The sequence below is a fragment of the Streptomyces sp. NBC_00775 genome (genome assembly GCF_036347135.1).
Taxonomy (GTDB): domain Bacteria; phylum Actinomycetota; class Actinomycetes; order Streptomycetales; family Streptomycetaceae; genus Streptomyces; species Streptomyces lutosisoli.
Genome location: NZ_CP108938.1, coordinates 1,930,402 through 1,952,532 on the forward strand (window position 1 = coordinate 1,930,402; position 22,131 = coordinate 1,952,532).

Annotated in this window: 19 protein-coding genes and 4 pseudogenes; 11 read left to right on the top strand and 12 right to left on the bottom strand. The window is 69.1% G+C overall.

Annotated elements, in window-relative coordinates; genetic code table 11:
- Positions 1-267: 267 nt before the first annotated feature.
- Positions 268-1,275, bottom strand: a pseudogene (locus OIC96_RS08775) (IS110 family transposase); the annotation flags it as partial.
- A gap of 508 nt (positions 1,276-1,783) precedes the next feature.
- Here OIC96_RS08775 and OIC96_RS08780 point away from each other — a divergent pair.
- A complete protein-coding gene (locus tag OIC96_RS08780) occupies positions 1,784-2,182 on the top strand; it encodes a DDE-type integrase/transposase/recombinase (protein WP_330308420.1) in 399 nt (132 codons plus the stop codon).
- Between the two features lie 222 nt (positions 2,183-2,404).
- Here the strand turns inward: OIC96_RS08780 and OIC96_RS08785 are convergent, their stop codons facing one another.
- Positions 2,405-3,313 (bottom strand): helix-turn-helix domain-containing protein, encoded by a 909-nt coding sequence (locus OIC96_RS08785; protein WP_330308419.1) that lies wholly within the window; start codon positions 3,311-3,313, stop codon positions 2,405-2,407.
- A gap of 137 nt (positions 3,314-3,450) precedes the next feature.
- Between OIC96_RS08785 and OIC96_RS08790 the strand changes: the two genes are divergently transcribed.
- The 3 genes from OIC96_RS08790 to OIC96_RS08800 all read left to right on the top strand — a co-directional run bounded on the left by OIC96_RS08790 (position 3,451) and on the right by OIC96_RS08800 (position 6,631).
- Positions 3,451-4,719: an MFS transporter gene (locus OIC96_RS08790; RefSeq protein ID WP_330308418.1), complete on the top strand. Its 1,269-nt coding sequence runs from the start codon at positions 3,451-3,453 to the stop codon at positions 4,717-4,719.
- A gap of 113 nt (positions 4,720-4,832) precedes the next feature.
- The gene (locus OIC96_RS08795; RefSeq protein WP_330308417.1) at positions 4,833-5,855 is read left to right on the top strand and encodes a zinc-dependent alcohol dehydrogenase family protein; all 1,023 of its coding nucleotides are present in this window, start codon (positions 4,833-4,835) and stop codon (positions 5,853-5,855) included.
- Between the two features lie 62 nt (positions 5,856-5,917).
- A complete protein-coding gene (locus OIC96_RS08800) occupies positions 5,918-6,631 on the top strand; it encodes an SDR family NAD(P)-dependent oxidoreductase (RefSeq protein ID WP_143628778.1) in 714 nt (237 codons plus the stop codon).
- Positions 6,632-6,645: 14 nt separating this feature from the next.
- Here the strand turns inward: OIC96_RS08800 and OIC96_RS08805 are convergent, their stop codons facing one another.
- Positions 6,646-7,359: a TetR/AcrR family transcriptional regulator gene (locus tag OIC96_RS08805; RefSeq protein WP_330308416.1), complete on the bottom strand. Its 714-nt coding sequence runs from the start codon at positions 7,357-7,359 to the stop codon at positions 6,646-6,648.
- 128 nt (positions 7,360-7,487) lie between these two features.
- Between OIC96_RS08805 and OIC96_RS08810 the strand changes: the two genes are divergently transcribed.
- Together OIC96_RS08810 and OIC96_RS08815 are read left to right on the top strand one after the other, a co-directional pair.
- Positions 7,488-8,165, top strand: a complete 678-nt coding sequence (locus OIC96_RS08810; RefSeq protein WP_330308415.1) for an SDR family NAD(P)-dependent oxidoreductase — start codon at positions 7,488-7,490, stop codon at positions 8,163-8,165.
- A gap of 61 nt (positions 8,166-8,226) precedes the next feature.
- A pseudogene (locus OIC96_RS08815) lies at positions 8,227-8,710 on the top strand (helix-turn-helix domain-containing protein); the annotation flags it as partial.
- A gap of 554 nt (positions 8,711-9,264) precedes the next feature.
- On the opposite strand, the gene OIC96_RS08820 reads toward OIC96_RS08815, so the two are convergent.
- From OIC96_RS08820 to OIC96_RS08845, 6 genes are all read right to left on the bottom strand, one after another.
- Positions 9,265-9,948: an IS5 family transposase gene (locus OIC96_RS08820; RefSeq protein ID WP_330308414.1), complete on the bottom strand. Its 684-nt coding sequence runs from the start codon at positions 9,946-9,948 to the stop codon at positions 9,265-9,267.
- Positions 9,949-10,261: 313 nt separating this feature from the next.
- The gene (locus OIC96_RS08825) at positions 10,262-11,362 is read right to left on the bottom strand and encodes a PDR/VanB family oxidoreductase (protein ID WP_330308413.1); all 1,101 of its coding nucleotides are present in this window, start codon (positions 11,360-11,362) and stop codon (positions 10,262-10,264) included.
- A gap of 23 nt (positions 11,363-11,385) precedes the next feature.
- The gene (locus OIC96_RS08830) at positions 11,386-12,297 is read right to left on the bottom strand and encodes a metal-dependent hydrolase (RefSeq protein WP_330308412.1); all 912 of its coding nucleotides are present in this window, start codon (positions 12,295-12,297) and stop codon (positions 11,386-11,388) included.
- Positions 12,298-12,379: 82 nt separating this feature from the next.
- The gene (locus OIC96_RS08835) at positions 12,380-13,303 is read right to left on the bottom strand and encodes an alpha/beta fold hydrolase (protein ID WP_330308411.1); all 924 of its coding nucleotides are present in this window, start codon (positions 13,301-13,303) and stop codon (positions 12,380-12,382) included.
- Complete coding sequence (locus OIC96_RS08840; protein WP_330308410.1) at positions 13,300-14,436, bottom strand: hypothetical protein; 1,137 nt, start codon at positions 14,434-14,436, stop codon at positions 13,300-13,302. Before OIC96_RS08840 ends, OIC96_RS08835 begins: the two co-directional genes overlap by 4 nt.
- A 4-nt stretch (positions 14,437-14,440) precedes the next feature.
- Entirely contained in the window at positions 14,441-15,352 is a 912-nt protein-coding gene (locus OIC96_RS08845) for an SDR family oxidoreductase (protein WP_330308409.1), read from the bottom strand.
- A 152-nt stretch (positions 15,353-15,504) separates the two neighbouring features.
- Here OIC96_RS08845 and OIC96_RS08850 point away from each other — a divergent pair, with 152 nt between their 5' ends.
- Entirely contained in the window at positions 15,505-16,146 is a 642-nt protein-coding gene (locus OIC96_RS08850) for a TetR/AcrR family transcriptional regulator (protein ID WP_330308408.1), read from the top strand.
- Between the two features lie 516 nt (positions 16,147-16,662).
- Here the strand turns inward: OIC96_RS08850 and OIC96_RS08855 are convergent.
- Positions 16,663-16,929 (bottom strand): hypothetical protein, encoded by a 267-nt coding sequence (locus tag OIC96_RS08855; RefSeq protein WP_330310346.1) that lies wholly within the window; start codon positions 16,927-16,929, stop codon positions 16,663-16,665.
- 260 nt (positions 16,930-17,189) lie between these two features.
- Here OIC96_RS08855 and OIC96_RS08860 point away from each other — a divergent pair, with 260 nt between their 5' ends.
- The 4 genes and pseudogenes from OIC96_RS08860 to OIC96_RS08875 all read left to right on the top strand — a co-directional run.
- Positions 17,190-18,002, top strand: coding sequence for an oxidoreductase (locus OIC96_RS08860; RefSeq protein ID WP_330308407.1), 813 nt, complete (start codon positions 17,190-17,192; stop codon positions 18,000-18,002).
- 63 nt (positions 18,003-18,065) lie between these two features.
- Entirely contained in the window at positions 18,066-18,584 is a 519-nt protein-coding gene (locus tag OIC96_RS08865) for a nuclear transport factor 2 family protein (protein ID WP_330308406.1), read from the top strand.
- A 292-nt stretch (positions 18,585-18,876) separates the two neighbouring features.
- Positions 18,877-20,034, top strand: coding sequence for an L-dopachrome tautomerase-related protein (locus OIC96_RS08870; protein ID WP_330308405.1), 1,158 nt, complete (start codon positions 18,877-18,879; stop codon positions 20,032-20,034).
- Between the two features lie 128 nt (positions 20,035-20,162).
- Positions 20,163-20,834: pseudogene (locus OIC96_RS08875) on the top strand (reverse transcriptase/maturase family protein); the annotation flags it as partial.
- Positions 20,835-20,873: 39 nt separating this feature from the next.
- On the opposite strand, the pseudogene OIC96_RS49845 reads toward OIC96_RS08875, so the two are convergent.
- Together OIC96_RS49845 and OIC96_RS08880 are read right to left on the bottom strand one after the other, a co-directional pair.
- A pseudogene (locus tag OIC96_RS49845) lies at positions 20,874-21,011 on the bottom strand (tyrosine-type recombinase/integrase); the annotation flags it as partial.
- A gap of 69 nt (positions 21,012-21,080) precedes the next feature.
- A complete protein-coding gene (locus tag OIC96_RS08880) occupies positions 21,081-21,914 on the bottom strand; it encodes a PIG-L family deacetylase (protein ID WP_330308404.1) in 834 nt (277 codons plus the stop codon).
- Positions 21,915-22,131: the final 217 nt, after the last annotated feature.

A 22,131-nucleotide genomic window follows, 5' to 3' on the forward strand; every position in this document is an offset into this window, starting at 1 on the left:
GAAGCCGACATCTTGGTTCAGGTTGCTTCAACGAGCGGTGCGGCTTCTCCACGGCTGCGTGCGCCACGAGGCAGGGCACCAACGTGCGGGCATTCGGGCCGATACGCAGTGGGTGGCCCAGCGGCAGCGCCGCCCGCTGCGGGCAATCGAGGCGTTCGCAGACTCCGCAGCAGGATCGAGGAGCGGACCTCGCCGCTGAGGAACGCTGAGGCACCCTGCCAGCACCTGCCCGGCGGGGGCCTCAGCGACCATCACGTGTCACAGCCCCTATGAGCGGGGTCCTGGCTGTAGCTGTTTGACCAGGTGGAAGACCTCCCGGGCCGCGTAGCGTTTGAGGCAGCGGACGATTTCGCGCCGGGTCTTGCCCTCCTTGACGCGGCGCTCGTAGTAGTCCTGGGTGCGCGGGTCGACCCGCAGGCGGGTGAACACGATGCGGTGGAGCGCGGCGTTGGCCTGCCGGTCGCCGCCGCGGTTGAGGCGACGGAACTGCCGGCGTCCCGAGGAGCGCTCGACAGGGCTGACCCCGCACAGCGCGGCGAACGACGCCTCACTGTCCAGCCGTTCCGGGTTGTCCCCCACCGTGATCAGCAACGTGACCGCCGTGTCCGGGCCGATCCCCACCACCTCGAGAAGCTGCGGGGCATGGCATTCCACGAGCCGGGCAAGACGAGCCTCCACGTCCCGGATCTCCTCGGAGAGCTGGCCGATCCGGTGAGCCAGCAGGCCCAGCGTGATCCGGGTGGCCTGCATCACCGGCTCCGCGCCGACCTCCTCGTGACCACGCGCATCGGTGAACTGTGCGCAGGTACGGAAGAGTTCGGCATTGCCCAGTCCGGCCAGTTCCTCCCGCAAGACGGGGTCCGCAGTGACGAGTACGGCCGTGAGCTGGTTGATGGCCTGGGTGCGGGCTTTGACCGCCGACGCCTTCGTGAGTTTGTACATTCTCGCGACCTGCACCGGCCCGTCGCCCGTTTTGGCCCGGGCGCGGGCCCGCCCGCTCAACACGGCTCGCGCCGCATTCTGGGCATCGAGTGGATCCGACTTGCCGCGCCGCCGACGATCCGCCCGGTCCATCCAGTTCACGTCAAACACGTCCACGCCCTGGGCCAGCAGATGGCGGGACAGGGACGCCCCATACGAGCCGGTCCCCTCCACCCCGGCCCGCCTCACGGCTCCCGACTTCCTGGCCCACTTCAGCAGATCGCGGTATCCCGCCGCGGTGGCCGGGAACTCGTCGGTGGCAAGGACTGCCCCTGTCACGGAGAGCACCGAGGCTGTTCAAACCTGACCGTCGGCCGGGATCTTTCGTCGGCTGGCGCCCACTGACGACAGAGAGTGCGCGCAACAGAGAGACAACAATGACGCGTGAGCTGCTGCAGATCTGCTCGTCAACAGGAACGCGGAACTACGGACCGCGCATCAGCGGATCAAGCTGCTGAAGCAGGAGAACGAGGTCCTGTGCCGGACCGCGACTACCTGTCGCAAGCGCATCTGCCAGGAAAAAGCTCTACCCGCTCGTGAGGGAGCCGGCCGTGGACGGGGTTCCCGTCACGATCACGTGCCGGGAACCCCAGCACGCCAGACGGCCCTCATACCGCTGGCTCGACCGGCCGGTGACCGATGCCGCACTAAAGGAGGCTTACCGCGCGAACGTGTTGTTCGACGCCCATCGTGAGGATCCGGAGTTCGGCTACCGCTTCCTGGCCGATGAAGCCCGCGACGCGAGGTCGGTCATGGCCACCGGACCGCGTGGCGGATCTGCCGGGACAACCGCTGGTGGAGCGTGTTCGGGAAAAGACGCGGCAGGACCAAGAAGGCCGGTCCGCCGGTACACGACGACATGGTCCGCCGTGACTTCACCGCAGATGGCCCGAACCGCCTGTGGCTCGCCGACATCACCGAACACGCCACCGGGAAAGGGAAGTTGTATCTCTATGCGATCAAGGACGTCTTCCGCAGGAGGATCGTCGGTTACTCCATCGACGCGCGGATGAAGTCCGGCCTCGCCGTGACGGCCCTGGACAACGCCGTTGCCCGACATGAGAAGGTCGCCGGGTGCATTCTGCATACCGATCGCGGGCCGCCCAGTTCCGGCCACGGACATTCGTCCGGATGCTCGACGGCCACGGGATGGCCGGATCGACAGGAAGGGTCGGAGAGACAGGCGACAGCGCGGCCATGAAACACGCCGTGCGCGAGGAGGAGATCCCCAGCAACGTCGCCCGTAGCGTCCACACCGGAACTGATGCAGCCCTCTCATGGACAGTCTCCTAGCAGCGCGCCTCGTCAGCCACCGGCCGCCATCAGCTCAGCAGCGGCCGCTGCTGAGCTGATGGCCCTGGGTGTCTTGTCTGCCCGCTCACATCGGCTTCGCTGCTGTGAAGTTCTAGGCGACATCCGGGGTTCAAGAGTCCCGGTCACCGGTAGGGCTTATCTCCTTGGACTTGGTCGCTGCCCAGCTTGCGAGGAGCTTGAGCCGGTCCTCGTCAGGGGTGCCTGGCTCGGCCGTGTAGATGGTCAGCGAGTGGACCTCGCGTGGAGAAATGGGCAGGTCCAGAGGCTGGTAGACGAGTTCGAGAGGCCCGGCGTCAGGGTGCTGGAACTGTTTGACCCCACCGTGGTGGATTCGCACGTCGTGGTCGGCCCAAAGAGTGCGGAACTCGGCGCTCATCGTGCACAGTTCACCGATCAGTTCGCGCAGCGCTTTGTCGTGCGGGTAGCGCCCCGCCTCGGCACGCAGCAGGGCGACGGTGGCGCCAAGGGCGCCGTCCCAGTCGGCGACGAAGTCGGGTGCCCCGCGGTCGAGGAACCAGTACCGGGCGAAGTTCGGCCGGCCTCGAGCATCGGTGGTCTCGCTGTCGAACAGTGGCGCGAACAGGGCGCGGGCCAGTGCGTTGGCGGCGACGATGTCGAGGCGGCCGTTGGTGACGAGGGCCGCGGACAGTGTCATGGAGTCGAGCAGCCACTGGACGCGGGGCGGCACGTCGACGGCCTTGCGGCGGCGGGGGGTGCGGCTGGACGGCTGGGCTGCCCGGGCCAGGTCGAACAGGTAGGTGCGTTCGTCGTCGTCCAGCTGCAGCGCACCGGCGACCGCGTCGAGGACGTCTTCGGATACTCCGTTGATGTGGCCCTTCTCCAGACGCGTGTACCACTCGGTGCTCACGCCGGCGAGGACGGCGACCTCCTCGCGCCGCAGCCCCGAAACCCGGCGTCGGCCGCTGGTGGGCAGCCCGACCTGCTCCGGTGTGATCTTGGCGCGCCGGGTGGCGAGGAAGTCACGGATGTCGGCGCGGCGGTCGGGGAGGCGTTCCATGCCCTCAACGCTACGGCGCGAGCCGCTGAGGGAGGGGGGTTGAGCTTGTACCCCCTATAAACCGGGCCTCCCGCGCCTGAGGCAGAAGCGGTTTCGTGGGATGCGCCCCCGATTTCGACCCGCTGCGGAGATGAAGCATGACGACGCGAGGAGACACCCTCCACGCCCCCGACGCCCTGCAGGGCACTGACCCTGGGCAGCCGCCCACCCGGCTTCCGCTCGTCGTCCACATCCTGGCACTGGGCACGTTCTTGATGGGCACGACTGAGTTCGTGGTGGCGGGCCTGTTGCCGGAGATCGCCGGTGACGTGCAGATCAGCGTGGCCCAGGCCGGTCTGTTGATCACTGTCTTCGCGGTTGGGATGATCGTCGGTGCGCCGCTGATGGCGATGCTGACGTTGCGGCTTCCCCGGAGGCTGACACTGATCCTGGCGCTGGGGGTCTTCGCGGCCGGGCACGTCATCGTCGCCGTCGGCTCCAGCTTCTCGCTGTTGCTGGCCGCGCGGTTCCTGACCGCGTTGGCGACCGGCGCGTTCTGGGCGGTGGCCAACGTAGTAGCCGCCCGTGCTGCAGGCCCCGCCTCGAGTTCCCGCGCCCTGGGCGTCGTGGGCGCCGGCGCGATGCTCGCCAACGTCGTCGGCGTGCCGCTGGGCGCTTTCGCCGGACAGGTCATGGGCTGGCGGGGCCCGTTCTGGGCGCTCGCGGCCCTGGGGGCAGCCGCCATAGTGCTCATCGCCCGCCACGTCGCGCCCGACGAAGTGAGTCACGCGGCGGTGTCGATCCGCTCCGAGCTGTCCGCTCTGCGCTCGGGCCTGATGTGGCTGGTCCTCGCGGCCTGCGCGACCACGACGGGCGGCGTGCTGTCGACGTACTCCTACATTTCGCCGCTGCTGACCGACCGGGCGGGGCTGGCCTCCGGCCTTGTGCCGCTGGTCCTGGTCGGATTCGGCATCGGTGCCCTGGCGGGTTTTCTCGTGGGCGGCCGCCTGGGAGACCATCGTCCGCACACGACGACCATCGCTGCCGCTGCGACAACCATGATCCTGCTCCTGGCGCTGTGCCTGCTGTCCCGGTCCGCCGCGCCCACAATCGTGCTGGTCGCCCTGCTGGGGCTGTTCGGACTCGGCGCCAACCCGGTACTGATCTCCCTCGGCGTCCGCTTCGCAGGCCGGGCCCCCACTCTGGGCTCCGCCCTCACCGTCTCGGCATTCAATCTCGGCACGGCCGTCGGCTCCTGGTTCGCGGGCCTCGCTCTGGAGTCACCCCTGCGGGCCACCGGTCCCGCCGCCGTCGGCGCCGCCATCGGGGCTCTCACACTGATCCCCACGATCGCCATCGCACTCACCCAGCGCCGTCGCTCGGCGGTGGTGATGCCGGACCCGGGACCGGACGCTTCGGCCCTTTGAGCGGGCTCGACCGCATGAGCCCTCCAAACCGAGGAAGCCGCGGCAGCGCCGTGCCTTCCTGAAACGAACCGGTGCCTTCAGGCGCCCGCACGATGAAAGCAAGGAGATCCACGATGCGTGGAGTAGTGATGTACACCGCCGGCGACGTCCGTGTGGAGGAGCGCGAGGATCCGAAGATCATCGAGCCCACCGACGCGATCGTGAAGCTGACCGCGACGTGCATCTGCGGCTCGGACCTGTGGCCGTACCGTGGTGTCGAACCCGTCGACCACACGCTCATGGGCCACGAGTACGTGGGCGTGGTTGAGGAGGTAGGCGCGGAGGTGAAGACCGTCAAGCCCGGGGACTTCGTGGTCGGGTCGTTCGTCATCTCCGACAACACCTGCGAGATCTGTCAGGCCGGGTTCCAGTCCAAGTGTGTGCACGCCGAGTTCGTCCACGCGGGCATCGGCACCCAGGCCGAGAAGGCCCGCATCCCGCTGGCCGACGGCACCCTGGTGGCCACGCCCGGACAACCCGACCCGGAGCTGGTCCCCGCCCTGCTGGCCGCCTCCGACGTGCTGGGCACCGGCTGGTACGCGGCCGTCGCCGCCGAGGCCGGGCCCGGCAAGACCGTCGCGGTCGTCGGCGACGGCGCGGTCGGCCTGATGGCAGTCCTGGCCGCCAAACAGCTCGGCGCGGAGCGGATCATCGCCATGTCCCGCCACCCGGAGCGGCAGAAGCTGGCCCGCTACTACGGCGCGACCGACATCGTGGAGGAGCGCGGCGAGGAAGGCATCGCCAAGATCAGGGAACTCACCGGCGGCCTCGGCGCCCACTCGGTCGTCGAGGCGGTCGGCACGCAGGAATCGTTCATGCAGGCCGTCGGCGCCACCCGCGGCGGCGGCCACCTGGGCTACGTGGGCGTCAACTACGACGTCCAGATTCCCGGCATCCAGCTGTTCTTCGCCGGTATCCACACCCTCGGTGGCCCCGCCCCCGTGCGCCGCTTCCTCCCTGAGCTGATCCAGCTCATCTGGGACAAGAAGATCGACCCCGGCAAGGTCTTCGACCTCACCCTCCCCCTGGAGCAGGCTCCGGAGGGCTACAAGGCGATGGACGAGCGTCGCGCGACGAAGGTCCTGCTTACCCTCTGAGTACCGGGCCGACAGCCCCGCTCTCGCCCTCCCACCACCTCACGGACGGAGAACCCGACCACATGGTCCTGATCTTGGTGACGGGAGCCTCCAGCGGGCTCGGCTATACGACGGCGACCGCGCTGGCCGAGGAGGGGCACGACGTGGTCGTCCACGCCCGCACCCCGGCACGCGTCACCGCGCCGGCGGGAGGGGGGCGGTGGGCGGGCGTGGTGACCGGGGATCTGGCCGAGACCGGCGAGGTCCCCGGCCTGGTTCGTCAGACCGCCGCGTTCGGCCGCTTCGACACGGTCATCCACAACGCCGGCACCATGCACACCCCCGAAGCGGCCACCGTCAACGTGATCGCGCCCTACCTACTGACGGCCCTGATGGACAAGCCGTCCCGACTCATCTACCTGAGCAGCTCCATGCATCGGGGCGGTTCCACCAGCCTTGCGCGGTTGGCGGACGGCACGGCCTCCTACAGCGACAGCAAGCTGTGGGTGACCACCTTGGCCATGGCTGTCGCCGACCGGTGGGAGAAGACAGCCGCCCAGGCCGTCGATCCGGGTTGGGTGCCCACCCGGATGGGCGGCCCCGGCGCGACCGACGACCTCGCCGCCGGCCACCAGACCCAGGTCTGGCTGGCCACCCACGACGACATCACGCCGCCCACCGGCGGCTACTGGTACCACCAGCGCACCCAGGACCCGCACCCCGCCGCGCGCGAGCCCAAGTTCCAGGACCGGCTCCTGCACGCCCTGGAAGAGCGCACAGGGGTTCGGCTCGACTGACCGCCGACCGGGGGTCAGTGCCCCTTTCCGGTTTCGGTTGAGGTGAGGCCCAGGCTGGCGCGGCGCATGGCCTGATACAGGGCGGCGTCCTCCGGCGGGTCTGGCAGCGGGCCGCGGGCGGGCGCTTTGAAGGACTGGATCATCCACGCGACCGGGCGGCGCCAGGCATCGGGCGCGTCCTCACCGGTGGCGCTCAGGACGCCGGCGTTGGCCATCAGCAGCAGGACCAGGTCCCGGCTGGTGAAGTCCTCACGCAGGTCTCCGCTGTCCTTGGCGCGGGCGATGAGCTCCAGGAAGCCCTGGTACGCCTCGGCGCGACACGCCTCCAGGGCCTCGGCCCCGGGCAGACTCATCGTCAGGACATCGGCGAAGCCGCGGTCGGCCGCCTGCATCGCGCAGACCGTCTCGATGTAGCCGCTGAAGCCGCGCCACGGGTCGGGCTCGGCCAGTGCCTCGGCGGTGGCTCGCACATAGGCGTCCATCCGGTCCGCGAAGACAGCCGCGACCAGTTCCTCCTTGGTGGGGAAGCGGCGGAATATCGTGGCGATCCCCACCCCCGTCTCCCGTGCGACCGAGGCCATCGACGCGCTCAGCCCGTCGCGGCCGAACACCGTGCGCGCCGCAGCGATGATCCGCGCCCGATTGCGCTCCGCGTCACTGCGCAGCGGCTGAGCGGCGGGGCCGGCCGAGCTGCCGGTGCCGCCAGTGTGCTGGTCCCGAGGGGTCATGCCGACCACTCTAGCAAACCGGAAAGCCCTATCCGATTCCCGTGCTACGCTCGACCAGCGAACCGGATAGGGCTTTCCGGATCAGAAAGTGGATAGCCCTATCCACCCCACTCCATGGAAGGCTTCCCATGCCCACCATCGCCATCGTCGGCGCCGGCCCTCAGCTGGGCCTCGCCATCGCCCGCACCTTCGGCTCCCACGGCCACAGCGTCGCCCTGGTCTCCCGCAACCGCGCCAAGCTCGACGGCCTCGTCGCCCAACTGGCCGCTGACGGCATCACCGCCGCCGCCTTCCCCGCCGACGTCCTCGACCGCGATGCGCTCACCGCGGCGCTGCGCGATGCCTCCACGCATTTCGGCGGCATCGACGTGCTGGAGTACTCCCCGGTCGGCGGATTCGACTCGACCGTCCTGACCCTGCCCAGTGCAACCGCACCCGCGGATGTGCAGCACGAGATGGACTTCCAGCTCTACGGGGCCATCGCCGCCACCCAGGCGGTGCTGCCCGCGATGCGCCATGCCAGCGCCGGCACCCTGCTGTTCACCACCGGCGCCGGATCCATCGACCCGGTGCCTCAAGTCGGCAACGTCAATGCCGCCGCCGCGGCCCTGCGCAACTGGGCCGTCAACCTGCACAAGGAGCTGGCCGACAGCGGCATCCAGGCCGCCCACGTCGGCATCGACGTGTCCATCGGCATGTCGGTCGTCCCCGGCTTCCCGACAGCCCAGCCCGAGGAGATCTCCCCGGTCTACTGGGAACTGCACACCACCCACCGCGACAAGGGCGAACGCGTCTTCAGCCGCTGACACCACGCCCCGCCGGCTCGAGTTCTAGTGGTCGTCGCAACACCCCAGCTCAAGGGGTGCGATGGACTTCGAGGTCCGCAAGGTCCGCAAGGCTCAGGGGCCCGAGAGGCTGCAGCGTGAGCGGGAGGAATACTTCCGCCTCATGCAGTTGGGGTACTCGAACAAGGAAGCCTGCCAGGTCGTAGGGATCAACCTGAGGACCGGCCGTGCATGGCGGAACGGCAGGACGAGTCCCAACCGGACCGTGGCGCCCGCGCTATCCCCGCGGACGCCACGGTCCACCTCGTCGCGGTACCTGCGCGAGGACGAGCGCATACACATAGCCGACCGGCTGCAGGAGAAGACCCCCATCCGGGCCATCGCAGCCGAGCTGGGCCGCAGCCCGTCGACCATCAGCCGGGAGATCCGCCGCAACCGCAGAAAGTTCCCCGACCGGTCGGAGATGCACGTGACCCACGAGACGGTCTACCAGGCTCTCTACGTCCAGGGCCGGGGCGAAGCTCCGTCGCGAACTTGCCAAGGCCCTGCGGACCGGACGCGCCCGCTCTCCTTGGTGGGGCGTTACTCTCACGACTACTATTGACACTCCGTCACCTTAGGACTCTCGCCCCTTAGGCAATCCCGAATTCCTCTTTCCATCACTGGGAACTGGGCTTCAAACAGTCTGGTCTTCGCCATATCACACGGACCTTGCGCGACAGCACCTTAAACGCCTTCGCAGCGCTTCACGCTTTCCCGCCATGCTGTTGTTCCCTCGCGCTTTCGCGTCCAGGTAAGGCGGGTGGTCCAGAGGCTTCCCCTTCCGAACCTCTACTCTCTGAAAGAGTGATCCAACGCCGAGTCAGACGGCGCAACTTCGCCCTGCGGACGGCTTTCCCGCCCGCCTCGGCCGGGCGTTAATCCGGCGACTACTACGGGGCCTCCGTCGCCCTAGGACTCGCATCCCGTAGGCGATCCCACGTTCGTTTCTGCTTGTACGTTCTAGCGCGAGTTAGGCGTCCCACTCATCTCCTTGAATGCCCTCGCTGGGCATCGCTCCGCACTCCGGAAGTTGCTCCGACCACACCATACGAAGCCGAAGCAGAGCACGGCGCCGGTTTCAGTTGTCTTTCCGGCGGCCAGAGCGCCTCGTGGCGCACAAGGTCTGCTCGACGATCCACCGCTTCGGCGCCGGCGCGAAGTCCTTCGTGTGCGGATCGCGCTGCACCACCTCGATGTCGATGCCCAAGGCGGCGCCGTGGTCGATGACCGCGTTCTTGAAACCGGCGTTCACCCAGCCCTTGGTCACGGACGGGTTGTCCGCGGCGACCTGGTCCAGCAGCGTGATGCCGATGGCGTTGTCGTGCACGCTCGCCGGAACCACGATCACCGCGATGAGCAGGCCCAGGATGTCGGTGGTGATGCCCCGCTTGCGGCCCCGGCTCTTCTTGCCCGGATCCAGCCCCGTCGTGGCCTTGGGCGCGTTGACGGAGGCGTGCACGGTCTGGGTGTCCATCACGATCGCGGACGGGTCCTCACGGCGGCCGCGGCTCTCGCGCACCTGCCGGCGCAGCAGGTCGTGGATCACCTGGTCGGTGCCGTCGTCGCGCCATTTCCCGAAGTAGTAGTACACCGCGGTGTACGGCGGGAAGTAGTGCGGCAGGTAGCGCCATTGGCGGCCCACCCGGGCTTGGTACAGGATCGCGTCGACGATCTCTCGCATCTCGTACCGGCCCTCATGACCGCTGACCGAGCGGTGCTGCCCCTTCCAGGACGTGATGACCGGCCGGATCAGCTCCCACACCTCCAAGTCGCCCTCGCGTCAGCACCGCGCACTGCCGGGGCTGTCGCAGCGGCCGGCCACGCCAGCTGATGCGCGACACCGGCGCGGGAAGCGTCAGAGATGGGGGTGAAGATCAGCCAAGTGATGTCCCGTCAACCGTTCGCGCTGCGCCCGGTGGCCGGCCTGGTGGCTCGACTTGCCGCTGGATCTGGCCGGTGTCCCGGATGGACCGTCTCATCGTCCAGGCAGTGCGTCGCGCCATGGGTCGGGTGTCAACCCTGCCGTTGAGGTTCCTCGCGGCGATGGCCGCGCTCTACGGGCGCTCGGCCATCGCTCACACCTCCAGCACCAACCGCTCTCCTTCCGGTGCACGCGAGACGCAGGGCAGCATGGCGCCGGCCGCACGTTCGGTGGCCGTGAGCCGACGGTCACGGTGATCGACATGGCCATGGGCCACCCGTACCCGGCAGGTGCCGCAGAACCCCTGGCGGCAGGAGAACGGCAGGTCCGGCAGGGCCTCGTGGAGAACATCCAGGGCGGAGCGGTCGTACGGCACTGGCAGAACCCGTCCGGTGTCGCCCAGTTGGAGTTCGAAGGGATGGCCGTCCGTGATCGGGGCCGGGGCGAAACGCTCGAAGTGCAGGGCGGACGCGCGGCTGTCACCGAACGCGCGCCGAACGCCGTCGATCATGGGTGCGGGCCCGCAGCAGTACACCGCACCCGTCGCCGGGCTCAAGCTCAGTAGATCGGCTGCTTCGGGCGCGCCGGACTCGTCGTCAGGACGGATGGAGACCCGGCCAGGGGCTGCGGCTGCGAGTTCGGCCAGCTCTGCCGCGAAGGGCATCGAGCCGCGGCTGCGGCCGGTGTGCACGAGCCTCCAGTCAAGCCCGCGTCGGGCGGCTTCCCGGGCCATCGGCAGGATCGGGGTGATTCCGATGCCGCCTGCGATGAGCAGGATGGACGTTTCGGCGGCGAAGGGGAAGGCGTTTCGGGGCCCGGTGATGGCGACCCGCATTCCGTCTGAGAGGGCGTCGTGTACCTCGGCCGAACCGCCTTGGCCGTTGGCGATGCGGCGCACCGCGATGCGGTACCGGTACCGGTCGGCGGGGTCGCCGCACAGAGAGTACTGCCGCTTGCGGCCGGAGGGCAGCTGCAGTTCGATGTGGGCGCCGGGCTGCCAGGGCGGGAGTACTCCCCCGTCAGATGCTGCCAGCCGCAGGGAGACGACATCCTCGGCTTCTTGGTGCTTGGCGGCGACCACCAGTTCCCGGATCACGGGCATCTCGGTGGCCGGCGGGCGCCTGGGAGGAGTGCCGCGCCGCGCGAGGCGCGTGACCGCGTGGTCGCTGAAAGCCGCCAGCTTCTGCATGAAGGAGTCGCCGCGCGGCCTGCCGTACAGGTCCGGCGGCCGAGTGGCGGGTGTGCCGATGTCCATGCGATGTCCCACTGGTTGCTGGGTCATCGGGCAGCCGCTCGGGCAGCGGGGGACGTTGCCAGGTAGGCGACCGCCTGCTGGGTCGAGCCCTCCTGGGTCGGGTGGTAGCCGGGGTGGAAGTAGCGCAGCACCGAGCGGGTGAACGAGACCGGCGGGGGCAACAGGTGCTTGCGGGCCGCGGTCAGGTAGTCGCGGAAGCGGACCTTGACCTGATCGTCGAGTTCAGGGTCGGCGCTCATCAGGAAGCGGACTCCGCGGATCCACAGCCGGGTCAGCACCGGAGTGGTGACGAGCATGCCGACCACTCGGCGCCGGTAGCGGGGATCGAGGTGCACCAGCAGGTCGAATGCGACCGAACGGTGTTCGACCTCCTCCGCGCCGTGCCAGCGGAACAGATCGAGCATCGCGGGGTCTGCGCCGGCCTGGTCCAGGTGCCCGTTGCTGAGAATCCAGTGACCCATGTACGCGGTGAAGTGCTCGAAGGCCGCTATGAGGGCGAGTCGTTGGAGGAGGTGCGCGTGTGTGGCGGCCGGGGTCAGCTCCGGCCGGTCTCCGAGCACCCTTCGGAAGATCCATTCGGACTGCTGGGTGTACGGAGCCGGGTCCAGCCCCTTGGTGAGCAGGTGCTCCAGGACCTCCTGGTGCGCCTCGGCGTGCATCGCTTCCTGGCCGATGAAGCCGCGTACGTCCTCGCGCAGCCGGTCATCGGTGATCAGTGGCAGTGCCTGCTCGAAGGTGCGCACGAACCAGCGTTCGAGCTCGGGGAGCATGAGGTGGAGCACATCGAAGGTGTGGGTCGCGAAGGGCTCACCCGGTAGCCAGTGGAGCGGGGTGGTGCCCCAGTCGAAGGTGACGTCCCGGGGTTGTAGCACCAGGTCGTGGTGGTCGATGGGCTCGGACGGACGTTCCAGGTGGGTATGTGCGGCTCGGAACATGACAGGTTCCTCCTCCGTCAGCGATCGGTGTGTGCGAAAGGGCGGTCAGGCAGTCGTCCAGTACTGCTGGTCTGTTGGGCTGTCAGATCGGGTGCGCGGTGTGGTCCGGAGCGGGGCGGGAGCCGTCTTCGATGCGGTTGGCGAATTCCGCGATCCGGGACGCGATCTCCTCGGGGTGGCTGAGCTGTACCCAGTGCCCGGCGTCGATCGGGCGCCGTTGTATCTGGCCCGTCCAGTGCTCCACTCCGTACGACAGCACCGGGGTGACGCAGAAGTCGCGGGTGGGGATGATGAGTTGAATCGGGACGGTGGTCGGCCGGTCCCGGGGACGCAGCAGGCGGGGCAGCATGTTGGCGCGGTACAGCGCGGTGCCGGACACGGCGTCGCGGGCCAGCGTCGGCGCGGGGTAGGGGGTGTGCCCGGGCATGCCTTGGGAGCCGGTGAGGAAGGTGCGCCAGCGGTGTCCCAGTGCTCGCCAGGTCAGGGCGGGCAGGAGCGGAAGATGGAAGTAGGCGATGTACCAGGACCGTGCGGCCTGCCGCAGCATCTTCGGCAGATCCGGATGCCGCGGCCGAAGGCGGGCACGGATCAGGTGGCCGACGTGGTCCAGGCAGGGTCCGGAGATGGAGGTGAACGAGGCGATCCGCCCGGCCAGGCGGGTGCCGGTGACCGACTCCCAGGAGTGGATCGATCCCCAGTCGTGTCCGACCAGGTGCACCGGGCGGTCGGGGCTCACGGCGTCGAGAACCGCCTCCAGGTCGGCTTCCAGGCGGGACATCCGGTAGGCGCGCAGACCCCTGGGCCGGTGGGAGGCACCGGCTCCCCGCACGTCGAAGGCGGTGACGTGGAAGCGGTCGGCCAGGCGCTCGGCGACGGGGCGCCACACGGCGCTGGTGTCGGGATAGCCGTGGACCAGCACCACCGGAGGAGCCGTGGACGCTCCCCATTGGTAGGCGGCCAACTCCACGCCGTCCGCAGCGATCCGGCGGGCGGCCGGGCCGGTCATCGGCCACCACCGGCAGGGGTCAGTTCGCCGTAGTTCAGACCGCCGTGGAAGAAGCTGGGCCGCACCGGCCAGTGCCGCTTGAAGGGGGCCAGCTCCGAGGAGGGCAGGATCTGCAGCCAGCGCGGATCGCGCCGGCTGGGGTCGGCGAGGGTCTTCTCCTTGACCATGGAGTCGTACTGGTCGAGAGAGTCCTCCAGGGTGTTGGCGTTGGGCACCACCTCATGGCCGTAGAACGCGGCGTGGCGGCGCACCCCGGGGATGCGGGAGAGCTCGGGTTGCCAGTTGTCGGCCGAGATGCCGTTCTCGGAGGAGACCCACACCCCGTCGGGGGTGTTCAGCACCAGGGAGTGGTTGCCGTCCGTGTGGCCGGGGGTCCACAGCAGGCTGACGCCGACGCCGAGTTCGACATCGCCGTCGAAGGCGGTGATGCGCTCGGGCGGTACCCCGTCCATGCCTCCGTCGACGTACCAGGCCCACTGCATCGGATGCACCGATTCGAAGGTGCCCAGCTCCCTGCGGTGCACCAGCAGCCTGGCGCGCGGGAACAGCGCATCGCGGGGCGCCCGTTCACCCGGAATCGTGCTGGTACTTCCCATGATCATGCGCACGTCCTGGACGTGCAGGTGGTCGAAGCTGACGAAGTCCACGTCCTCGGGTCGCAGACCGCAGGAGGGCAGGACGGTGTTCGGGTCCTGGTAGAAGCGGGCGAAGACATGCTCGGTGAGAAAGTCCCCCGCCAGACGCTTGAGCTGGGCGTAGAACGGTGCTTGAGCCGTTCCGGCGGCGACGGTCGGCTCCCACACCAATGTTTTCGGCTCACCGTCGAAGCCGTCGAACTGCACGACGAGCATCCGGTTGACGATGCTCACGAACGGGTTGACGGCGAGCGCGGCGCCGTGGAAGCCGAACCGGGTCGGGTACGGGGCGGCGGCGATGTCGAAACTGCGGACGGCGTGGATGCGGCCCTGCTGGACGAACCGCTCACGGTAGGTGGCCGCGGCGCCGCGCACGGCGCGCAGCCGGTCACCACGGGGCCATACGTCGTGGACACCTTCGAATTCGGGGATGGGACGCGGAGCGGCGGCGTCCTGGGCCTTCTTCGCGCTGGGCGTCGGCTTGGGCGTGGTGGTCACGGGCTCATCCTTCGGGCAGGCGGGCGGTGCGGGTGCGCTGTTCGTAGGCCGCGCGGACCGACCGGTCGGACAGGGCGGCGAGCTGGTCGGGGACAAGGAGGTGATGCAGGGCGTCGCGGGCACGGCCCGGCAGCACCGCGGCCAACCGGGTCAGGGCGGCTACCTGGCGTGGAACGAAGACCTCGAACCGCGGGCGCAGCACGACGTCGAGCACCGCGTCGGCCACCTGATCCGTCGTCAGGCGTCGGGTGGGGCCGGTCGCGGTGCCCACGGCCAGCTCGGTGTCCACGACGCCGGGCATCACCAGGGACACGTGCACTCCGGTGCCGCGCAGTTCGGCGCGGACGGCTGTGCTGTAGCCGTGGAGGGCGTGCTTCGTCGCCGCGTAGGTCGCCTCGCCGGCCGGGGCGACCTTGCTGGCGGCGGAGGCGATGTTCACCACGTGGCCGCGACCGCGTTTCCGCATCCCCGGGATCACCAGTTTCATCCCACGCACTGCGCCGTGGACGTTGACGTCGAACTGGCGCAGGGCGGCCTCCTCCGGTTCCTCCTCGAAGGGGCCCACCCACATGATTCCGGCGTTGTTGATCAGTACGTCGATCGGCCCCAGCTCGGTCTCGACGGTGCGCAGGAAGTCATCGAAGGAATGTGTGTCGGTGACGTCGAGAGACAGCCCGAGCAGTCGGCCACCGGGACGCGCGCCGATGGCACCGGCCGTCTCCCTGGCGAGCTCCGCGTCGAGATCGCCGATCGCCACGGCGGTTCCGGCCGCGGCGAGCCGGGCTGCGACGGCACGCCCGATTCCGCGGCCCGCCCCGGTGACCGCGATCACTCGGCCGGTCAGCGGTTGTGTGCGGGAGAGTCTGTCGCGGTCTCTCCGGCTGAACGTGTACGGGGATTTGGGCGGTACTGCCACGGTCGAGCCCCTTCCTTGCCCTGAGCACGAGCGGACCGCCGAGCGGCAAGCGGCCCCCACGCATTTCTGACACGACGCCATGTCAGATGAACTGACAAGCTAGAGTGTCAGTTCGGAGCACACCGGTGTCAACACCTCTGCGAAGGGGAAAAATGACCGGCACACAGACCGCCGGGCGGCGCTACGGCGGACGCGACGCGGCGCAACGCCAGCAGGAGCGCCGCACCCGCCTCATCCAGGCGGGCCTCGACCTGTTCGGCACGGTCGGATACGCCTCGGCCTCCGTCAAGCAGGTGTGCTCACATGCCGGACTGACCGAGCGCTACTTCTACGAGTCGTTCCGCGACCGCGAAGACCTTCTCGCCGGGGTCTACAACGAGCTGATCACTACGATCAGCGCCGAAACCGCGCAGGCCGCAGCCGCCGCCGCACCCGATATCGACGCCCAGCTGCGCGCCGGCCTCGAGGTCTTCATCCGCACACTGGCCGGCGACGCCCGCAAGGCCCGCCTGGTGCTCATCGAGGTCGTGGGCGCCAGCCCCCGCCTCGAAGTGCGTCGCCGTGAGGTCCTGCATGAATTCGCCGCGATGGTCGCCGCCGTCGTCGGACCGCTCCCTGGCCCGGAAGCCTCCTCCAACCGGCTCACCATGACCGCGATGAGCCTGGTCGGCGGAGTCAACGAACTCCTCGTGGACTGGACCCTCGGCCACCAGAACGCCACCGTCGAAGAACTGATCGACCTGTGCTACACCCTGTTCACCGCGGCCTACCGAGCCATCAGCGATCAGCCCTGATCCCGCGGGCCCGGATTCCTCAGGAGCTTCTGCACCGGACGGCAGCCCACACCCCCTGCTCAACGGCCCGGCGCACTCGGCGGCCCTGGTTCGATCAGGCAGGCCGACGGGAAACATTGCGCAATGAACGCAGGTGCGGCGCACCTGCCGGCTGTCGGACGGGTTCCATACCCATCATCCATCCGGAAGCGACGGGGGGCGATCGGGCTGAGGGGCCGCGAACCATGACGGCACTGTTACGTCGCGGGAGCTGCTGAACGATGAGGGATCACCCACCGCCTGCGCCCCCGCACTGTCCCGCGCCCGGGGGCCCGGCCCGCGCCGGACGGACCCTGCCGCTATTGCTGGGCGCCCGCAAATGCCCAGGCCCGCCAAGTGCCGGCGTCTCTCGACCGCAGTCACTGTCCGTATTCGTGCGGTGGACGCATTCGCCACAATCGAGTACTGCACCCCGTCAGTGATCATCGTCGGCGGCATCGGGCTCGTGCCCGTCTCACCGGACGCCGCTGAGGGCTTCTACCGCCTGGTGGCTGCCGCGACGGCGTATCCCTGCATCTGCATCTGGAGCGTTTCGGGGTGTGCCGAGATCGGCCGCATGTATCCGATCGCCATTGAGCTGCTCATGGCACGGGAGGCCCACTCGTGCCGCTCATCCTTGGCCACCTCTCGAACGCCAGGCGGGCGTTCTTCCGTGCTCCGCGTCAAGGCGGCGGCGACGATCGCCTTCTCGCCCGGGAAGGGTCGGAAGAGGTACGGCTGCGTGACACCGGCACGCTTGGCAATCGCCTCGGCAGAGGTGCCGTAGCAGCCCTTGAGCGCGAACTCGCGATCGCGGCGGGGGGATGACGCTGTCGCGTCTCTCCTGCCTGCTCATCCGGCGCGTGCCGCCCTGCCGGCGGGCGCCGGTCAGCTCAACCTGAAGTGGGCCGGTGACGCGGCCCGAGATCAGTTCCGTTCTTGAGCTTGCGCAGTGGAAACCGATCGGTTTACAGTGAGGGCAAGGGGAAACCGATCGGTTTCCCAGGCGAGTTCGGGAGTGCATGATGACGACAAAACGACCGGTGGCCCTCGTGACGGGCGCGTCCTCCGGCATCGGCAAGCAGACCGCGCTCGCGCTGGTCGCGGCGGGTTTCGAGGTGGCCGGCACAGGCCGCGATACCTCACGCGTCGCCCCGCTCCAGGGTGTGACGTTCTTCGACCTCGACGTGGTCAGTGACAAGTCGGTCACCGCCGTGGTCCAGCAGGTGATCGACCGGTTCGGGCGGATCGACGTCCTGGTCAACAACGCCGGCATCGGCTCGATAGGCGCGGCCGAGGAAACCTCCGTCGCGCAGGCCCAGGGCGTCTTCGACATCAACGTCTTCGGGGTCATGCGCATGGTGAAGGAGGTCCTGCCGCACATGCGTGCCCAGGGACGCGGGCGCATCATCAACCTCTCGTCGGTGCAGGGGTTCATCCCCGCTCCCTACATGGCCGTCTACGGCGCGTCCAAGCACGCGATCGAGGGCTACTCCCAGTCCCTGGACCACGAGGTCCGGGAATACGGCGTCCGGTCGCTTCTCGTCGAACCCGCCTACACCAGGACCGGATTCGAGGCCAACAGCGCGAAGCCCGACACGCCCCTGCAGCCCTACGCGAACCAGCGGCACGTCTTCGACCGCCTGATGACGGAGGCGATCAAGGACGGCGACGACCCCGCCGTGGTCGCCAAGGCGATCGTCACGGCGGCGACCGACGCGAAGCCGAAACTGCGCTACGCCGCCGGCCCCATGGCCGGACGCGCGCGCCTACTCCGCTTCGTTCCCGCCTGGGTCTTGGACAAGCAGATCCGCACGATGAACAAGCTGGCCGGCTGACACCTGCAACCCGCCACCTGCAACCCGCCAATCCCCTCGCGCCGTTGATACCGGGAGAGACCCATGTCCGAGACCCCGCACTCCGCCGCGGCTACCGTCGCGAGCTGGCGCGCCGCCTCAGAACGCGGTGACGTCGACGCCGCGGCCGCCTGCCTGAGCCAGGACGTCGTGCTCAGCTCGCCGCTCACCGACCAGTTCCGTTTCGAGGGACCTGACCAGCTGCGCTCCTTCCTGACCTCGGCGTTCACGGCCGTTCAGGACATCCGCTTCCACACCCAGACCGGCGAGGGCGACGCGTACTCGCTGTTCTACCGGGCTCGGGTGGGATCCCAGCCGTTCGAGGAGGCGCAACTGCTCCGGCTCGACGACGAGGCACGCATCAAGGAGATCACGCTCTTCGGGCGTCCGATGCCGGCCCTCACCGCCCTGATGATCAGCGCGGGGTCGGAGCTCGCCCGCCGGCAGGGCCGCCGGGGCGTCGCGGCGCTCATGCGCGCCAGCGCCGCGCCCGTGCACGCGATGGTCACCTTCGGGGACCGCCGGGTGGTCCCGCTGACCCGGCCGGCAGCCCGGCGGAGCTGAGAGCACCAGGTCCACTGGGCGTTTGGCCCCGTTCCCCTTCCAGGAGTTGGCGGTAGCCGCAGGCGATGTCCTCGGCGGACAGCTTCGGGTCGCAGGAACGCAGGTGGTACTTGCCGTCCAGGTGAGCTTCGGCTCGCCATGACCACGCGGGCGAAACCGACTCCCCGAGAGCGGCTGCTGGAGGCGGTGTCCTCCACCGGCCACGGCAGCGTCCGGCCGGTCCCCCACATGCCGGGGCGATGCGGCAACTCGCCGCGCTTCCCAGCGACTTGACCCACCAGGAGACGCTCGCATGAAACGACGTACGTTCCTTACGGCGACCACCGCGTCGCTGGCCGCCACCCAACTCGCCGGACCCGCCTACGCCTCCGCCTCCCCCTCCCGTTCAACAGCCGGTCACTACGAGGTCGTTGCCCGCTTCTGGGGCGCGATGCCGACGGGTGTCACCGTCTCGCGCCGCGGCCGGGTCTTCGTCAACTTTCCCCGCTGGGGCGACGACGTCCCGTTCACCGTCGCCGAACTGCGGGGCGGGAAGCCGGTGGCCTACCCCGACGCCGAGGTGAACCGCGAGGACTCCTCCGACCTGGCCGGGCATTTCCAGTCGGTGCAGAGCGTCGTCGTCGACCCGGCCGAGCGGCTGTGGATCCTCGACACCGGAAGCCCGCTGTTCGCCGGGTCCTCCTACGGCGGTCCGAAGCTGGTGGCGGTCGACCTGCGCACCGACCGGATCGTACGGAAGATCCTCTTCCCGCCCGAGGTGGTGCCGGCGAACAGCTACCCCAACGACGTGCGCTTCGACCTGCGGCGCGGCGCCGAGGGCATGGCCTTCATCACCGACTCGGGCGGCTTGAACGGCGTGATCGTGGTCGACCTCGCCACGGGCCGCTCCTGGCGGCGACTGGCCGGGCACCCCTCGGTGCTCGCGGACGAGCAGTTCCTTCCGGTCATCGAGGGCGAGCCCTTCATGGTCCGCCCCGCGGGCGGCGAGCCCACGTACTACGAGACCGGCTCCGACGGCATCGCTCTCAGCGCCGACGGCACGCGCCTCTACTACTGCCCGCTGTCCAGCCGCCGACTGCACAGCGTGTCCACCGACGCCCTCGCCGACCCGGACGCCACGGACGCCGAGGTGGCGGCAACGGTCGAGGACCTCGGGTTCAAGCCGATGGCCGACGGCCTGGAGAGCGACGACAAGGGGCGGCTCTACGGCGGCGACCTGGAACACAACGCGATCTGGCGCAGGAGCCCGAACGGCACCTACCGGACCCTCGCCCAGGGACGCGATCTGCTCTGGGTCGACACCCTGTCCGTCGCCTCGGACCGGCACCTGTACGCCATCGCCAACCAGCTCGACCGGCTGTCGCCCTTCCACGAGGGCAAGGACCTGCGCCGCAAGCCCTATCTCCTGGTCCGCCTGCCGATCGACGCCGGGCCGGTCAGGCTCGTGTGACCTCGCCGGCCCGCGTCAGGCGGCCGCCTGGTCGATGGATCAGTGCGCACCCCAGCCGTGCAGCGGGCGACCTCGACCCGGGCGCTGCCCCGGGCGCGGACCCGGGCGGGGCAGGGCTTGCCGGTGTAGTGCGCGGTGATGCGGTCGGTATCGGTCAGACCATCGTCCCCGTACAACTCGACGGCGCGTACGGTTGGGCGGATCGGATCTCAGGGGGAGATTCTCGAGCAGTTCGGTGGCGAGAGGGCCCTCCGGGCGCGGCCCTCAACGCGCTGGCACCCGAGTCGGAGGCACGGTTCGAGTCGAAGTCGTACGGCTTTCGGCCCGGCCGTGGCTGTCATGACGCCATCGAGGCGATCTTCAATACGGTCGGGGGCAAGAAACCGCACCGCCGGTGGAGTCTCGACGCGGACCTGGCAGGGGTGTTCGACCGCATCGACCATGGGCATCTTCTCCGTCAGCTCGGCACATCCCCGAGGGAACAGCTCAAGCAGTGGCTGAAGCCGGGCGTGGTCGAGCGTGAACAGCTCGCACCGACCGAGGCGAGGGCTCCACAAGGCGGGGTTATCAGCTCGACGTTGTTGAACGTCTCCCTGCATGGGCTGGATGAAGCCGCCGGGGGCCGGTACCTCCCTGATGGGATGAGGCACGCCGGTAGGTTGAAGCCGGGCACCCCCGTGGTGATCCGTTATGCCGACGATCTGGTGGCCTTGTGCGTCAGCGAGGAACAGGCCCGACAGGTCAAGCAGCAGCTCGCGGTGTGGCTGGCGCCGAGGGGACTGGCCTTCAACGAGGACAGCACGCGCGTCGTCCGCCTTGAAGGAGGCTCCGACGGCGTCGGCGGCGAGCATGAAGGTGGCCGCGCCGTGCCGGAGGTCGTGCGGCCGGACGGGCGGGAGACCGGAGGCGGCGGCGAGCCGCTCGAAGAGGTCGGTGACCTTGCCGGGGTGCGGCCAGGAGTCGTCCTCCTGGGAGAACCGGCTCGGGCCGCAGCGTGTGCAGGCTGCGGTTCTCCGTGTGTCCGAGGGACGGCCGCCGACTGGAGCTCAGCGCAGGCCGGCGAAGAGGTCGTTCTCGGGCAGGGGCGCGCCGGTGGTGTCGTGGACCCGGACGAACGTCTCCACTCCCATGAGCTGCGTGAACCTCTCCTTGCCCATCCGCAGGAAGAAGATGTTCTCACCCTGGCTGGCATGCGCGGCCAGCGCGTCGAACTTCTGGCCGCCGAAGTCGGTGGTGTCCACCCACGTGGTGATCTCCTCGTCGGGCAGGCCGATTTCGGGCCCCTCTCCGGCCTCGGACGGACCCGGCTCCTCCCAGTCCGCGCCGAACTCCTGCATGATCTGCCCGAACTCCTTCATCATCGAGCGCGGCGCCGTCGTCCAGTACACCTTCGACGCCATCCCGGTCAGCGACAGCGCTGCCATCGTGATCCGATTCGCCTGGATGTGATCGGGGTGGCCGTAGAACCCGTTCTCGTCGTAGGTCACGACGACATCAGGCTCATAACGCAGCATCAGTTCGGCCAGCCGAGCGGCTGCCTCATCCACGGGCGTACTCCAGAACGATCCGGGCGCGGTGTTGGCCGGCCAGCCCATCATCCCGGAGTCGGCATACCCGAGTAGCTCAAGACGGTCGACCCCGAGGACGTCACAGCTGGCTTCGAGTTCGCCTCGACGCATCACGGCAACGGCAGCTGGATCATGCCCGGGGTCGCCCGGCTTGGTGCCCCCCGGACCGTCACCGCAGCTACCGTCGGTGCACGTGACGAGCACCGTGCGGATGCCCTCCGCCGCATAACGCGCCAGGACACCCCCTGTTCCCGTAGCTTCGTCGTCCGGGTGGGCGTGCACTGCCATCAGAGTCAAAGCCCGGTCAGCCATGAAATCCACCCCTGGTCGGTCAAGCGATCGAAGCCAGTCTGCGGCACAGCGGTACGTGACCGCCCGCAGCCCGCCGAGTCCGTCCGGTGTCCCACAGGATCCGACCGGCCTGGGTTCACCCGCTGCCGTACTTCAACTGATCATTTCAGAACTGATCATCTCGGAACGGGCCCCGGTCGGATAGACCGGCCAGGGCAGCGGGGACTCATGTACCACC